The following is a 14,000-nucleotide window of genomic DNA, read 5'->3' as shown; positions in this document are numbered from 1 at the left end:
GATGCTGATCACGCGCGCGTCGAATCCCGTTTCGGGACGCCCAGCGCGTCGAGCTGGGCCTTGCACAGCTCCAGCAACACTTCCCTTCGAAACCCCCCACCGAACATCACGATCCTCGCGCGATCCTCGCGTTCGAGCAACACGAGCGCTTGTTCGAGCTCGACGCGCGCGCTCGCGCCGTGCCCCTCGCGCCGGAGCACCATGCCGAGCCGCAGGCGCGGCAGCGAGAAATGAGGATCCCGCCGCTTTGCCTCGCGGTAATGCCACGCCGCCCGCTCGATGTCGCGCTCGTTCTCGCGCAGGAGCCCGAGCAGGTAATGCGCGCCCGTCTCGCATTGCCCCCGCGCGAGCAGGGCGCCGAGCGTGCGCTCCGCGTCCCGCAATCGCCCTTTTTCCCCGTAAATGGCCGCCCGGCAGAGCTCGAGCTCCGGCGGCGCGTCCGGGCCCGCGGCCGTCACCACGACGAGCGCATCGTCATGCCGCTCCGCTTCGAGCAGATCGAGCACGCGCGCGAGCGCCGAAGGCCCCTCCGCCGCCCTCGCCTTTGGCGCGCCCGCCGCCGCGCCCCCGACCTCCCGCGTCTCTGCGATCCGGGCGATCCGCGTTGACGCGCGCTGGATTTCCTCCGCCCACGAGAACGCCCCTTCCGCGGGCGTGGGCAAGGGCGCGCGGATCGGGGGCTCGGGCAGCAGCCGGGGCGCGGGCGGCGCGATCGTCGTCGCAGCCGGGGATACGTTCGGGCTCTTCGCGCGGTAATAAAACGCGTCGTTCTCGTGGACGAGCTCGAATTCGTCGGAGATCCCGCGCAGCGACTCGCTGTGACCGAGGAAGAGATAGCCGCCCGGGAGGAGCGCCCGGGCAAACCCCGCGAGCGCCCGGCGGAGCGCGCGCTCCGAGAAATAGATGAGCACGTTGCGGCAAAAGACGACGTCGTACGTGGCCTCCGGCAAGCGCGCGAGCACTTCGAGCAGGTTGCCCTCCTCGAAGACGACGCGGCTCTGGATGCGCGGATCGAGCACGAACGCCTCGCCGTCTTTCTTGAAAAACCGATCGCGGATCGGCTGCGAGGCCCCGCGCAAGGCCCAGGACGAATACCGCGCCCGCCGGGCCTTTTCTATTGCGGCCCCGTTCACGTCGAGCCCCGTGATCGACAGGAGCGACGAGAGCTCCGGCGTGGCCAGGTCGGTCGCGATGGCCATCGTATAAGGCTCCTCGCCGGAGGAGCAGCCCGCCGAGAGAATCCGGAGCTTGCGCCCGCGCGCCCCCGCGAGCGCGCGCTCGGGCAGCACCCGCCGCACGAGCGCGTCGATTTGCATCGGCTCGCGAAAGAAATAGGTCTCGCCGACCGTCACCGCCTCGACCAGGCGTTCGAGCGGGATCGGCCCGCCGCTGCGCGCCGGTTTTTCGCCGAGGATCATCTCGATGCGGTCGCGCTGAAAGCCCGAGGGCGCGAGGCCGAAGCGGGCCTCGATGAGGTCCTCGATCCCCTTGGCGTCACGCGGGGCGTTCATCGCGGCGGCGGTGGCAAGGCGGTGGCAAGGGAATCGGCGCTCGGGAGCGAGGCGAACACGGCCTCCGGGAGCAGGCGGGCGGCGTCGAGCACCGCGAGCGCCCGCCCATCCAGCACGCCCAGGCGCTCGACCTCCGCGGGCAGCGCCTCGCCGAGCAGAGGCGGCAGCGTATCGAGGCGCGCCTCGTCGAGCTCCTCGATGCCCACCACGTCTTCCACGAGCAGCGCCATTCGCCGCTCCCCCGCGCGCACCAGCACGAGCCGCCGTGCCTCTGCCCGCTCGCCGCCTTCCCCGAGGACGGCCGAGAGCGATACGACGGGCACGATCTCGCCGCGGACCACGGAGAGGCCCGCGACGAAGCGCGGCGCGTGCGCGAGGGGGTCGATCGCCAGCGGGCGCATCGTCTCGATGACCGACGACGCGGGCAACGCGCAAATCCAGGAGCGCGCCCGGACGAGCAAAAAGCTGCGTCGACCCGTGGGATTCTCCATGGTCATCTTCCTCCATCGCACGCGCCGACATCGCTTGTAAAGCGGATATCGGGCGTTTTCCCGGCGTCAACGCGTCGACGAGCCCTATCTGGTGAAACGGCGAATGGCTGGTGAAGTGTCGGCGCGATGGCGTTTCAACGCCCAGGCTCGCGTCGCACCTTCCAGACGTGCTCTGCCGGATACTTCCGCGCCCATTCGAGCGGGACATACCCTTCGTAGGTCGTCTTGGCGTCCGCCGGCGGACGGATCTCGACGAGGTCCTCGACCACGAACCCCGCGCGCCGAAAGAGCCGGATCCACTCGCCGTACGGGAGCTGGAACGATGTCGAGCCGTCGTCCTCCTCCCACGCCTTCATGCCGAAGTAATCGTTCACGAGCGCGGGCCCCACCAGATCCGTGGCCTTGTCGATGGCGAGGTAGAGCAGCGGCGTCGCCATGTTGAAGATGAACATCCCGCCCGGACGCAGGAGCCGCGCCGCTTCCGGGACGGTTTTGTGCGGGTCGGCGAACGTCATCGCCCCGTGATCGCAGAACACGAGGTCGAAGCTCGCGTCCGGCAGGGGCACCGCCTCGGCGCTGCCCTGCACGAGCGTCACGGAGACGCCCTCCCGCTCGACGAGCGCGCGCGCGTGGCGGAGCTGCTCGTCGGACAGGTCGAGCCCCGTCATGCGCGCCCCGCGCCGCGCGAGCGCCACCGACCACTGCGCGGCGCCGCAGCCGAATTCGAGCACGTCCTTGCCCGCGACGTCGCCCAGGAGCCCGAGCTCGCGCTCCGGGATGCCCCACACGCCCCACGTCGGCTCCACGATGCCGAGCTGATCGGCGTGCTGCTGCTGGTATTCCGCGGCGATACGGTTCCAGTACGCCTTGTTCTTCGCGACATGGTCGGACATCGACATTGCAAGCTCCTCGAACGTGCTTTCGTTGCGTAACGATATCATGCCCTCGCGCCGTATTCGAAACGCAAACGGTGCGCATGACGCGCAATCCGCGCGCCTTCCTAGCGTGAGTTTTTCGCGATTCTCGCGCGGCGCGCGAGGTCATGGCCCCATGTTTTCTCGCTGGGTCCGGGCGGGCACGCGAGGTGCACCGTGGGGACGTTCATGGAGCGCATGGAATCGGCGCGGGAAGGGCAGGCCACGCAGGGTTCGCCCCGAAAGGATCTCGTCCTCGCGGGCGTCTTCACGGCGGTCGGCCTCGGCGCCGTGATCATCGGCCGCGGCGGGCTCGGCGTCATGATCGCCGGCTCCATCGGCTCCGTCGCGGCGAGCGTCGTCGCCGTCGGCCTCGCGGCCGTCGATCCGCGCCTGTCCTACCGCGACCAAGCGCAAGCGGGCGTGTGCATCGTGCTGATGATGCTGCTCGTCGGGTTCCTCGTCGGCGATTCGGCCTTTTTCCTGGCCGGATACCCGCTCCTCGCCCTCGGCGTCGTCGGGCTGCTCCAGGCCCTCCGCGCTCAGGCCGCGCCCGGTCGCTCGCGCGCGTTCGCCTCGTCCGCGATGCGCGCGAGCTCGGACCCCGTCAAGGTCTCGCGGGCGACGAGCGCGTCCGCCGCCGCCTGAAGGCCCGCGCGCCGGCCTTCGAGCAAGCTCCTCGCGCGACCGAAGAGCTCGGCGAGCCGGTCGCGCACCTCCTCGTCGATCTCGCGCGCCGTCTCGTCGCTGCACATCCGCTCCTCCTGCATCACGCCGAGCAGCGGCGCGCCCACGTTCCGCGTGAGCGCGGGGAGCCCGAGCCGACGGCTCATGCCGAAGCGCGTGATCATCTCCCGCATGAGCGCGGTCGCCCGCCCGAGGTCGTCGTGCGCGCCCGTCGACGGCGATCCATGGCAGAGTTCCTCGGCCGCCCGGCCGCCGAGCAGCACCATCACGCGCGTTTCGAGCTCGGACTCGGTGAGCACGTGCCGCTCGTCGCGCGGGACCTGGATGGTCACGCCGAGCGAGACCGCGCGCGCGACGATCGACACCCGCTCCACGGGATCGGCCTCGGGCAAGGCGAGCGCGACGAGCGCGTGTCCCGCCTCGTGCACGGCGACGCGGCGCCGCTCGCCGGGCGTCATCATGAGGCCGCGGCGGCGCAGGCCGAGCTGCACGCGGTCGAGCGCGTCCTCGAAGTCGGCTTGCGTGATCTCCGTGCCGCTCCTGCGCGCCGCGGCGAGCGCGGCCTCGTTCACGATGTTCGCGAGATCCGCGCCGGCCATGCCGGGCGTGCGCCGCGCGACCGCGCCGAGGTCCACGTCGCCCCCGAGCGGCAGCCTCCGCGCGTGCACGGCGAGGATCGCCTCTCGCCCGGCGAGATCGGGCCGATCGACGATCACCTGCCGATCGAAACGACCGGGCCGGAGCAGCGCGGGGTCGAGGACCTCGGGCCGGTTCGTCGCGGCCATCAGGATGACGGTGGCGCGTGGATCGAAGCCGTCGAGCTCGGCGAGGAGCTGCTGGAGGGTCTGCTCGCGTTCGTCGTGGGTGGCGAGCGCGCCGAGGCCGCCGCGGCTGCGGCCGACGGCGTCGACCTCGTCGATGAACACGATACACGGCGCGCTTTTCCGGGCCTCGTTGAAGAGGTCGCGGACGCGGGCGGCGCCGAGGCCGACGAACATCTCCACGAACTCGCTCGCGTTGAGCGAGAAAAACGGCACCTCGGCCTCGCCGGCCACGGCCCGCGCGAGCAGGGTTTTTCCGGTCCCCGGCGGCCCGACGAGCAGGATCCCGCGCGGGATGCGCCCGCCGAGCGCCCGGTAGCGCGCGGGGTGCTTGAGGAAGTCGACGACCTCGACGAGCTCGTCCTTGGCCTCGTCCACGCCGGCGACGTCGGAGAAGCGGACCGGCTCGCGCCCCGCGCGGTCGTAGAGCCGCGTCTTCGCGCGGGTGAGCCCGAGCGGCCCGCCCACGCCGCCCCCGGCCGATCGTCGGAACGCCGCGAAAAACAGGAGGTTGATGGCGATGAGCGGGACGATCCACCAGAGCGCCATGACCCAGAACGGCGTGCGCGAGGGCCGCGCGTCGACGGCGATGTTGCGCGTGAGCAGGGCGTCGACGAGCGGCTCTTGCTCGACGCCGGGGATGCGGCCGGTGCGCACCTCCTCGCCTTTGGCGGAGGGCGTGGGCAGGAGGTTCGGCGGTTTTTTCGTGGGCTCCGTGGGCGGCGCGCCTTCTGGCTTCAGCCGGAGGACGACGTCCTCGGCCGTGATCGAGGCGGATTCGACGCGCCCTTGCTGGACGAGGCGCACGGCCTCGTCGTAGGGCACCGTGCGCGCGCCCGTGGGCCCGAAGACGCCCGAAAACGCGAGCGCCGCGACGATCAGGAACGCATAGAAAAGCCAGCTCCACGTGCGTTGTTTTGGGTTGACCTCGGGCATTCCGAGGGGGGCATGGAGACGGCGTGGTGTCCCGGCAACCCGCTTGCGCCCATGCTTTCCTTGGACAGGGAGCGGCCAGGGCCCTCCGGGGAAGCGGACGAGCGCGCGTCACTTCCTGCAGTTGTCCCAGCGCTCCCTTTCGTTCTTGCAGCTCGTCGACCAATCCGCGCCGCCGCAGCGCCCGGTGTCGTATTCGCACGCCTGGAGCTCGTCCCAGTAATCGAGGCAGCCGCGGCGGTCGGACTCGAAGGCTTCGTTGTCGGTGTGGCGATAACAATCGTCGAGCTGCATGGCGCTACAGCCCTCGCATTCGCACTTGTAGTCGCAGACGGCCTCGGCGTCGGTGCGGCACGCGGGCAACGCCGCGGCGAGGAGGGTGAGCAGAAAGAGCGGACGGATCGCGGAAAGGAGCAAGTTCTTCATGGTCCGAGCGTACCAGAAGACCGCCGCGCGCGCGACCCGCTGCTCGATTTCAACGTTTGGGGTGTGAACCTTTTCGGTGGTCACTCGGGATTCCACGCCGGAGGAGCCAGCCGAAGACGAGCGCGACGAGGCCGAGCGCGCGTCCATCGGATCCTTGCGTCCCGGGGATCCCACAGCCGCAGCCGCCGTCGTCGTCGATGACGGGGCCGGGGTTGTCGCCGCCGCCGACGCCGCCCATTCCACCCGCGCCGCCGCCGCTGCCGCCCGCGCCGCCGCTGCCCCCGCTGCCGCCCGCGCCGCCGTTTCCACCCGCGCCGCCGCTGCCGCTGCTGCTGCTGCTTCCGCTTCCGGTCGTGAAGCTCAGCGGCGCGCTGCACGCCTTGTTTCCTTGTCGATCCTCGGCGCACGCGCGATACACGACCGTCGCGTCCGCGGGGGCCACGAACGTCGCCCGGAACAGGTCTCCGCCGATGAAGTGCGCGAGCGCCGCGCCGCCCGCGTCTTCCAGCTCGACGAAGGCCTTCTTGAGCCGCGGACCCGTGTCCGTCGTCGACGCATCGCTCACCGCGAAACGCACGACCCGCTCGCCGCCTGGCATTCCGCTCGGGAGCGCCTCGACGGACCGGATCACCGGCGGCAGCGTGTCGACCGGCTGCGGCGCTACGCCGAAATACAGCCGATCGAGATACTCCGAGCCCTCGCCCTGGGCCGTGATCGCGTCGAGGATCCCGTCGCCGTTCACGTCGCCGAGGTCGAGCCCGAGCGTGGGATCCTGCACCGTGGGGAAGGTGTTGGCGAGGAGCGTGAAATGGCCCGTACCGTCGTTCAAGAGGACCCGCTCGTTGCCGGAGAGCGACGCGATCACCGCGTCGAAATCACCGTCCCCGTCGATGTCCACGCATTGCACCTCGTTGTCGTCGGCGCCGACGTTTCCCACGACGCGCGCCGCCGTCTCGTCCGTGAAGACGCCTTTCCCGTCGTTCACGAGGAGCTGCTCGTGCAAGTTCGCCGCGCCATTGTCGAGCCACAAATCCAGGTCGCCGTCGCCGTCGATGTCACACGCGTCCGGGCCGTACACGTACGGGCCCGGCTGATCCGGCAGGTCCCCGTTCGCGTCGACGAACGTGCCCGTGCCGTCGTTGCGGAACAAGAGCGACTCGCCCTGGCGGCTCGCGAGGAGCAAATCGAGATCAAAATCGCCGTCCACGTCGACGAGGTCCACGTCGATGGGCCCCGTGCCGATGGCCTGCGTGTCCTGCGGGACGGCCGCGGCCTTTTCCTGGAAAAACCCGTCGCCGTCGTTGAGGTAGATCCGCGCGGTGCCGGCCGAGCCGGGCGGGTCGGCGCCCCAATCCGTGGAGACGAGATCGAGATCCCCGTCGCCGTCGAGGTCGCCGAACCGCGCGCCGGCCGAGCGCGACGACGTGCCCATCCGCGCCGCCCCTTCGTCCGCGAACACGGGCGGGGTCTGGCCGTTGTTCACGAAGAGCGCGTCGGGCTGCATGCCGTAGGAGTCCGGCACATACAGATCGACGTCGCCGTCGCCGTCCACGTCGGCCGCCGCGATTTGCCTCACGCGCCCGGAAAAACCCCCGAACGAGGTGGCGCCGACCTCCGTGAACTTGCCCGTACCGTCATTGAGGTAGGCCGCGAGTGGAGCGGTCGTGGACGGCGTGTAATACCCTCCGCCGTTCGCGAACACCGCGTCGAGGTCGCCGTCGCCGTCGAGGTCGACGAGCAGCACATAATGGGAGTAGCAACCTTCCTTCGTGTCGGCGCAGGGCTGCGGAGAGCCGAGGTTTCCCGTCTTTTCGACGAAATACGGCGCAGCGGCCGCGGCGCTCGGGAGGACGGTGAGGGTAAGAAGAGCGAGACAAGCTGAGAATCGAGGGCGCATGCGGCGCAGGGTAGGCCAGCATGCGCCCCGATGTCGAGCGCTCGGGTATCAGGCGCCGGCGGGCGCGCCCTTCGTGAGATCCGCGGGGTCGAGCTCGATCGGAAAGATCACCTCGAGCACGCCCTTCGTCGCGGCCGGCAGCGTCATCGAGCCGAGCTCCTTCGCGAGGCAGGTGCCGAGCGCCGCGTCGCCGATCGAGCCGCCGCTCACGCGCGAGGAGCTCACTGCGCCGCTCGCCTCCACGTGCATCCGGACGATGACCTTGCCGCTGAGGCCGGGCTCCTTCTTCAGCGCCTCCGCATAACAAGCCCGGAGCGCCGGGATCTTCGCGTTCGCCTGGCGCAGGACCTCTTCCGGCGCGACGCGCCCATCCGGCGTCACCGCGTCCGCCGCAGGCACGGCCTCGCCCGCGACGAGGCGGAGGTCTTTCATTTCATAACCATAATCGCTCTTCGCATTGCCGGACTCGGAGGCTGCCTCCGCCGTCGTTTTCTCGTCGATGCCCGCCGCATCGGCCGCGCAGCCGCCGATGCACAGCGCCGAGAAGAGGCCAATCGTGAGCGAGAGGATCGAGTGCTTGAGCGTCGTCATGGGAACCTCCATCATTTCAGCCGGGGTTATCGTTGGCTTCGTCGAGGAGGCATTGCAGCGAGCGTGCCAAGCTCAAAAGGGCGCCGCAGCGCAGAGATTCGTGGGCTGGCGCCCTGAAACACGGCTGCATCCGGGTGCTGCGTGGCGGTTGCACCCGTTGCACCCCCCTGTTGCACCCGTTGCACCCGTTGCACCCCTACTTCTTGAACGCCTCCGGCTCGATCCCGTACCGCTTCATCCAGCGCTGCACCTGCATCCGCGCCTTGCCCATCACGCGCGCCACGGCCGACACGTTGCCCTTGTGCTCGCGGAAGAGCCGCACGAGCTCCTCGCGCAAGGGTTCGCCCGCGCCGTCGTTCGCCGCCGTTGCGGGCTCCTCCGCGGGCGCCTCGCCCCGCGCCCAGGGCGGCAGGTGGTCGAGCGTGACCTCACCTCCGGCCGCGAGCGCGAGCGCCGCGCCGAGCACCTTCTCCAGCTCGCGCGCGTTGCCCGGGAACACATGCTCGAACATCGCGCGCGCCGCCGACGGATGCAGCCGCACGCGCGCCGCGTCGGCCCCCGCGTGGCGCTCGATCAGCGAGGCCGCGACGAGCCACAGATCCTCGCGACGCTCCCGCAGCGGCAAGAGCTCGATGCGATGGCCCGCGAGCCGGTGGAAGAGGTCCGCGCGGAACGTGCCCGCCTCCACCATGCGTTCGAGGCCGCGGTTCGTGGCCGAGACGAAGCGCACGTCGACCTTCACCGGCGACGTCGCCCCGATCGGCCGCACCTCGCGCTCTTCGAGCACGCGGAGCAGCGCCGCCTGCGCGGGTGGCCGAAGCTCGCCGATCTCGTCGAGGAACAACGTGCCGCGATCCGCCGCGCGCACGAGGCCCGGCCGATCCTCCTTCGCATCCGAGAACGCGCCGCGCCGATGGCCAAAGAGCTCCGCCTCGACGAGCGACTCCGGCAGCGCGCCGCAGTTCACCGCGACGTACGCCCCCGGCCGCCCCGAGAGCGCGTGGATCGCGCGCGCCGTCACCTCCTTGCCCGTGCCCGTCTCGCCCGTCACGAGGATCGGCAGCGTCGCCCGCGCGATCACCCCGAGCGTCTCGTACGCGCGGGCGAGCGAGGGCAAGAGCGTCGCGAGGCCGGGCGCCTTGGCCCCGTCCGAGGAGACCTCGACGACGGGCGGATCGTCGGGCGCGACCTCGAGCCCCTCGCGGAACACGAAGAACGTGCGGCCGAGCTCGATCAGATCTCCATCCGCGAGCGCCGCGCGCGTGACGGGCTCGCCGTTCACGCGCGTGCCGTTCTTCGAGCCGCTGTCCTCGATCGTGAACCGGCCGAGGACCTTCCCGAGGCGCGCGTGGTTCGTGGACATCCAGGCGTCGTCCACGCGCACGGCGAGCCGCCGCGGTGGTACGCGTTCGAACGATCGCGCGGCGCCGCGGCCGAAGGTGATCTCGTCGAGGCCCACGAGCGAGAGGCGCGCGGCGGGGGCGAACGGGCGGTGACTCTCGAGGCAGAGGAGAAGGATCGGCGCGCGGATCGCCGCGCGATCACTGCCGGCGTCCCTCGTCGGCGAGAGCGTCTTCGTGTCGCTGCTCGTCATCGCAGAGCCGTTTTACTTCATGCGGCGAACGAAGTCGCGTAGGCCCGGATCCGCCCCGGCCCAGGCCTTGTCCACGACGGCATCGAGCGAGCGGGCCTCGTCCGCCTTGCCCGCCGCGCGGAACATCTCCGCGAGCCGGACGCGCGCCGCGATCGCGTCGAAGGGCGCGCTCCACGGCTCCACGAGGCAATCCCGGTAAGCGCCCTCCGCTTTTTGTTTCGAGCCACGCGCCTCCAGGGCGAGGGCCGCTTCCAAGGAGCCACGCTCGCCTTCCGCGCGTGGTTCGCCTTTCTCGCGCCCGAGCAAGCGACGGATCCGGCGTTCGTCCTCGGCGAGCACCTTGGCTTGTTTTTCGCGTCCCAGCGCCTTCTGACGACCCGCTTCGAGCTTCGACGCCGCGAGGGCATCGTCCACGCGGCCGGACAGGAGCATCGCGTCGATGCGCAGCGCGGCGCCTTCATGGTTCGCCTCGGGATCGGGCTCGCCGAGCATCTCCTCCGCGGCCGCGATCGCCGCCGCCCCATCGAGCGAGGCGAACGCGATGAGCGCTCGATCCCGCGCGAGCGCCGCGCGCGTCGCCGACTCCACGCCGAGGGTCCGCCGGATTTCCTCCGCTTCGCGCGCCTCCTCGATCCGGCCGGCGCGGAGCAACGTCTCGACCCACAGGCCCCGCAGCTCCGGCAGCGTCGCGCTCGTCCAGCCGAGGAAACGCGAGAGCCGCGCGGCGTCCTCGTCCGCCCAAGGGAACGCGCAGCGCAGGATCGGCAGCGCCAGCGTGGGCCATCGTTTGGCCAGCCAATCCGTCATCGGCAACGTCTGATCCGTCAAGATGCACCCGCACGACGTGTAGAGCGCCGCGAAATCCGGGTCCTCCGCGAGCTCGCCGTACGATTGGATCAAGAGCGACACGCCCCGCCCGACCTCGTCGTCGTTCGCGGGCTGCACGTACGTACGGAGCAGGCCTTCGAGCACGCTCGCGCGACCCTTGGGCACGTCCGCGAGGCGGCTGAGCGCTTTCTCCTTCGCCGCCGTGGCGCGGGCCGGATCGGCGTGGCTCCGCAGATCACACGCGAGCAGCGTGTGCGCCACGACCGACGTCGGGTTCGTTTGCACGAGCGCCTCCGTCTCGACGCCGTCCCGCGCCGCGAAGCCAAAGGCGCGCCGCCGCACCAGGCGCTCGATCCGGAACGCGCTCGCCGCGTCCGAGACACCCCACAGCACGAGGAGCTCCTTCGACGGCGCCGGCCTCGTCAGCGCAGGCAGGAGCGCCTGGATCGCGGCGTTCGTCGCGGCGATCGGCGTCTCGCCCTTGCCTTCGGCCTTCTTGCCGGCGATCCCGAGCGTGACCTTCGTGGTGCCCTCGCCGATCTCGGCGTTCACGTCGAGCCGCGTGGCGGGCTCCTTTTTCCAAACCACGCCGAGCTCGACCGCGAGGCGCGCGCAGGCCCCTTTGCCGAGCGCGTCGCCGAGCGCGGCCGTCGCGCCTGGCCCGGTGATGGTGGCGGCCGTGCATTCGACAGCCTCGACGATCACGGGCGGCGCAGGCTTCGGCGGCGGCGTGGGGGCCTCGGTGTTCTGCCGGAGCGCGAGCCAAGCGCCTGCCGCCATCGCCGCGATCACGAGGGCCACCTCGATCGTTCGCTCGAACGAGCGCCTCTTCGTGGGAGGGGCGTCCGCGGGCGCCTGCGAGATCGCCGCGGCCTCCTTCGCGGGGACGACCCTCAGGTTTGACGGGCCCATCTTCTCTTCGCCCCCGAGGGAAAGCGTCCGCGTCGCAGGCTCCGCCGGTGCGAGCGCGGGCATCGTCTCCGCCTCCGATGACACCTCGCGCCGAGGCGCCTCCGGGGCCGCGCGTGTCGGGCCCTCGGCCTTCACGTCGAGCGCGCGCGCGAGCGCCTCGGCGGCCGCGCCCGCGCTCGGGAAACGATCCTCGGCCTCCTTCGCCGTCGCTTGCGCGAACCACGCGTCGAACGCGGCGGGGAGCGAGATCCCGGCCTGCGCCGCGCGGGCGGACGCGGGCTCCTTCGGCCCGTCGAGCGTCGTCAACGCGAACGAGAGCGTGCTCTCCGAGGCCTTCGCCTCGTCGGCCCAGTACTCGCGCCCGACGAGGAGCGAATACGCGACCATGCCGAGCGCATACACGTCCGTCGGGGGACCGACCTTGCCGTTTCGGAGCTGCTCGGGCGCCATGTAGAACGGCGTCCCGACGGCCGCGGTCGAGCCCGCCGTCTCGGCCACGCGCTTCACGACGCCGAGATCGAGCAGCTTGATGCGCGGCGCCTCGCCCGCGCGCTCCGCGACGAAGAGGTTCGAAGGCTTCAGGTCCCGATGCACGATCTCCGCGGCGTGCAGCGCGTCGAGCCCACGCGCGGTCTGCGTGATCCACGTCGCGACCTCCTCGGGCGGCAGCGGCCCGAGCCGCGCTTTCCTGCGGCCGAGGTCCTCGCCGCGCAGCAGCTCCATCACGAGGAACGGGCTCTCGGTCGCCTCGTCGACGCCCGCGTCGAGCACCTCGACGACGTGCGTGCTCTCGACGAGCGCGGCGGCGCGCGCTTCGAGCCGGAACCTCTCGCGCAGCGCCGCGCTCTCGGCGACGTGCGGCAGCATCACCTTGAGCGCGGAGGGCCGCTCGGTTTCGAGGTGCCGCGCCTCGTAGACCTCGCCCATGCCGCCCGCTGCGATTCGACGTACGATCCGGTAACGCCCGGCGAAGACCGTGTTCTCGGGGAGCATCGCGACTCGACGACCCCGCATTCTGCACAAGGTCTCCGGTCCGAGGTATCTTTTTGGTAGACTCGCCGAATCTTTTGCCAGCGGCCTCGGGCCGCGGAGAGGCGTTCAAGATGGTTATCTTGGAGGATGGGAAGCGGTGGTGCGTCGCCCTGGCCCTCACGCTCGGCGCATTCGCGTGCTCTTCGGGCGGCGGAGAGAGCGCGGGCGGCGAGGGCGGCACGGGAGGCGTGGCAGGCCCGGGATCAGGCGGGAATGCGGGGACGACGACGGTCGCCTCGTCCTCGTCGAGCGTGGGCGCGGTAGCGAGTTCTTCGGCGAGCGTGGGATCCGGCGGCGCCGGCGGGGCGATGGGCTTCGTCTGCGACCCGCCCGCCGCGCCGGGCAGCCTCTACGAGCATTCGGTCGAGTCCTACGACGTGAACGACCTCGAACCGGTGCCGCTCTGCAAGTACCGCGGGGAGGTCCTGCTCATCGTCAACACCGCGGCCGCTTGTGGCTACACGCCACAATATGCGGGCCTCCAGGCCTTGGCGGAGAGCTTCAGCGGTCAGGCGTTCCACGTGCTCGGCTTCTTGAGCAACGATTTCGGCAACCAAGGAGGTTCGGACGAGCAGATCGGCGGGTGCATCGACAGCTACCATTTGAGCTTCAAGCAATTCGCGATCGACCACGTGAAGGATCCGGACGGCGCCGGGCCCGAGGTGCCGCAGCCCGTGTGGCAATGGATCCTCGCGCAGCAAAACCCCGGCCCCGCGTCCACGATCGAGCCCTTGTGGAACTTCCACAAGTACCTGATCTCGAAGGACGGAAAGCTCGTGGCGCAGTGGACCTCGTCGACCTATCCCGGTGACGATCCGCAGAACCCGAACGACAGCTTCGACACGAACCCCATCGTCCAGGCCATCCAGGCCGAGCTCGCCAAATAGTCGAATCGCTTCAGCGCGCGTGCCGGTGCTCGACCATCAAGCAACGGTCCTGCACGACCTCGATCCCCGCAGCGGCGAGGCGCGTGGCCACCTCGTCGTTGCGGATGCCCGACTGGAACCAGACGACCTTCGGGCGTTTGGCGAGGATGTCGTCCACGTGCGGCGGGAGGTCGCTCGGGCGCCGGAAGACGTCGACGATGTCGATCTCGCCCGGCACGTCCGCGAGGCGCCGAACCACGGGCTGGCCGAGGATACGCGTGACGTCGGGGTAATACACGGGGACCGGGACGACCTCGACGCCCGCGCCCTGGAGATACGCGGGCACGTAGAAGGCGGGCTGCTCGGACTGCTGTTCGGTCTTGATGCCGAGGACGGCGACCCGCTTGGCGCCGCGGGCGATCTCCGCGATGCGCCGGCTGTCCGTGACGATGCGACCCTTCGGTTCGGCGTTGGCCATGCGGCGGAGCCTAACCACG

At 70.6% G+C, this 14,000-nt stretch carries 12 protein-coding genes; 2 read left to right on the top strand and 10 right to left on the bottom strand.

Going from position 1 to position 14,000, the window contains the following annotated elements:
* Positions 1 to 8: 8 nt before the first annotated feature.
* The 3 genes from E8A74_RS40925 to E8A74_RS40915 all read right to left on the bottom strand — a co-directional run bounded on the left by E8A74_RS40925 (position 9) and on the right by E8A74_RS40915 (position 2,895).
* The gene (locus E8A74_RS40925; RefSeq protein ID WP_136934558.1) at positions 9 to 1,511 is read right to left on the bottom strand and encodes a CheR family methyltransferase; all 1,503 of its coding nucleotides are present in this window, start codon (positions 1,509 to 1,511) and stop codon (positions 9 to 11) included.
* Complete coding sequence (locus tag E8A74_RS40920; protein ID WP_232379969.1) at positions 1,508 to 2,002, bottom strand: chemotaxis protein CheW; 495 nt, start codon at positions 2,000 to 2,002, stop codon at positions 1,508 to 1,510. The genes E8A74_RS40925 and E8A74_RS40920 overlap by 4 nt, the downstream gene beginning before the upstream one ends.
* A gap of 134 nt (positions 2,003 to 2,136) precedes the next feature.
* Positions 2,137 to 2,895: a class I SAM-dependent methyltransferase gene (locus E8A74_RS40915; RefSeq protein WP_136934556.1), complete on the bottom strand. Its 759-nt coding sequence runs from the start codon at positions 2,893 to 2,895 to the stop codon at positions 2,137 to 2,139.
* Between the two features lie 198 nt (positions 2,896 to 3,093).
* Here E8A74_RS40915 and E8A74_RS40910 point away from each other — a divergent pair, with 198 nt between their 5' ends.
* On the top strand, positions 3,094 to 3,564 hold the full coding sequence (locus E8A74_RS40910) for a hypothetical protein (RefSeq protein WP_136934555.1): 471 nt from the start codon (positions 3,094 to 3,096) through the stop codon (positions 3,562 to 3,564).
* Here the strand turns inward: E8A74_RS40910 and ftsH are convergent.
* The 6 genes from ftsH to E8A74_RS53310 all read right to left on the bottom strand — a co-directional run bounded on the left by ftsH (position 3,459) and on the right by E8A74_RS53310 (position 12,598).
* Entirely contained in the window at positions 3,459 to 5,360 is a 1,902-nt protein-coding gene (gene ftsH / locus E8A74_RS40905) for an ATP-dependent zinc metalloprotease FtsH (protein ID WP_136934554.1), read from the bottom strand. The genes E8A74_RS40910 and ftsH overlap by 106 nt on opposite strands.
* 108 nt (positions 5,361 to 5,468) lie before the next feature.
* The gene (locus E8A74_RS40900; RefSeq protein WP_136934553.1) at positions 5,469 to 5,783 is read right to left on the bottom strand and encodes a hypothetical protein; all 315 of its coding nucleotides are present in this window, start codon (positions 5,781 to 5,783) and stop codon (positions 5,469 to 5,471) included.
* A 49-nt stretch (positions 5,784 to 5,832) separates the two neighbouring features.
* The gene (locus E8A74_RS40895; RefSeq protein WP_136934552.1) at positions 5,833 to 7,680 is read right to left on the bottom strand and encodes an FG-GAP repeat domain-containing protein; all 1,848 of its coding nucleotides are present in this window, start codon (positions 7,678 to 7,680) and stop codon (positions 5,833 to 5,835) included.
* 48 nt (positions 7,681 to 7,728) lie between these two features.
* Entirely contained in the window at positions 7,729 to 8,271 is a 543-nt protein-coding gene (locus E8A74_RS40890) for an AgmX/PglI C-terminal domain-containing protein (protein WP_170229759.1), read from the bottom strand.
* Between the two features lie 196 nt (positions 8,272 to 8,467).
* Complete coding sequence (locus E8A74_RS40885; protein ID WP_136934550.1) at positions 8,468 to 9,865, bottom strand: sigma 54-interacting transcriptional regulator; 1,398 nt, start codon at positions 9,863 to 9,865, stop codon at positions 8,468 to 8,470.
* Positions 9,866 to 9,877: 12 nt separating this feature from the next.
* Complete coding sequence (locus E8A74_RS53310; RefSeq protein ID WP_170229758.1) at positions 9,878 to 12,598, bottom strand: serine/threonine-protein kinase; 2,721 nt, start codon at positions 12,596 to 12,598, stop codon at positions 9,878 to 9,880.
* 110 nt (positions 12,599 to 12,708) lie between these two features.
* Between E8A74_RS53310 and E8A74_RS40870 the strand changes: the two genes are divergently transcribed.
* A complete protein-coding gene (locus tag E8A74_RS40870; RefSeq protein ID WP_136934549.1) occupies positions 12,709 to 13,524 on the top strand; it encodes a glutathione peroxidase in 816 nt (271 codons plus the stop codon).
* Positions 13,525 to 13,534: 10 nt separating this feature from the next.
* Here the strand turns inward: E8A74_RS40870 and E8A74_RS40865 are convergent, their stop codons facing one another.
* Entirely contained in the window at positions 13,535 to 13,981 is a 447-nt protein-coding gene (locus E8A74_RS40865; protein ID WP_136934548.1) for a CoA-binding protein, read from the bottom strand.
* Positions 13,982 to 14,000 lie beyond the last annotated feature (19 nt).

It is taken from the genome of Polyangium fumosum (genome assembly GCF_005144585.1).
Taxonomy (GTDB): domain Bacteria; phylum Myxococcota_A; class Polyangia; order Polyangiales; family Polyangiaceae; genus Polyangium; species Polyangium fumosum.
The sequence above is the reverse complement of the archived record's forward strand: the minus strand, read 5'-3'. Positions and strand labels throughout refer to the sequence as shown.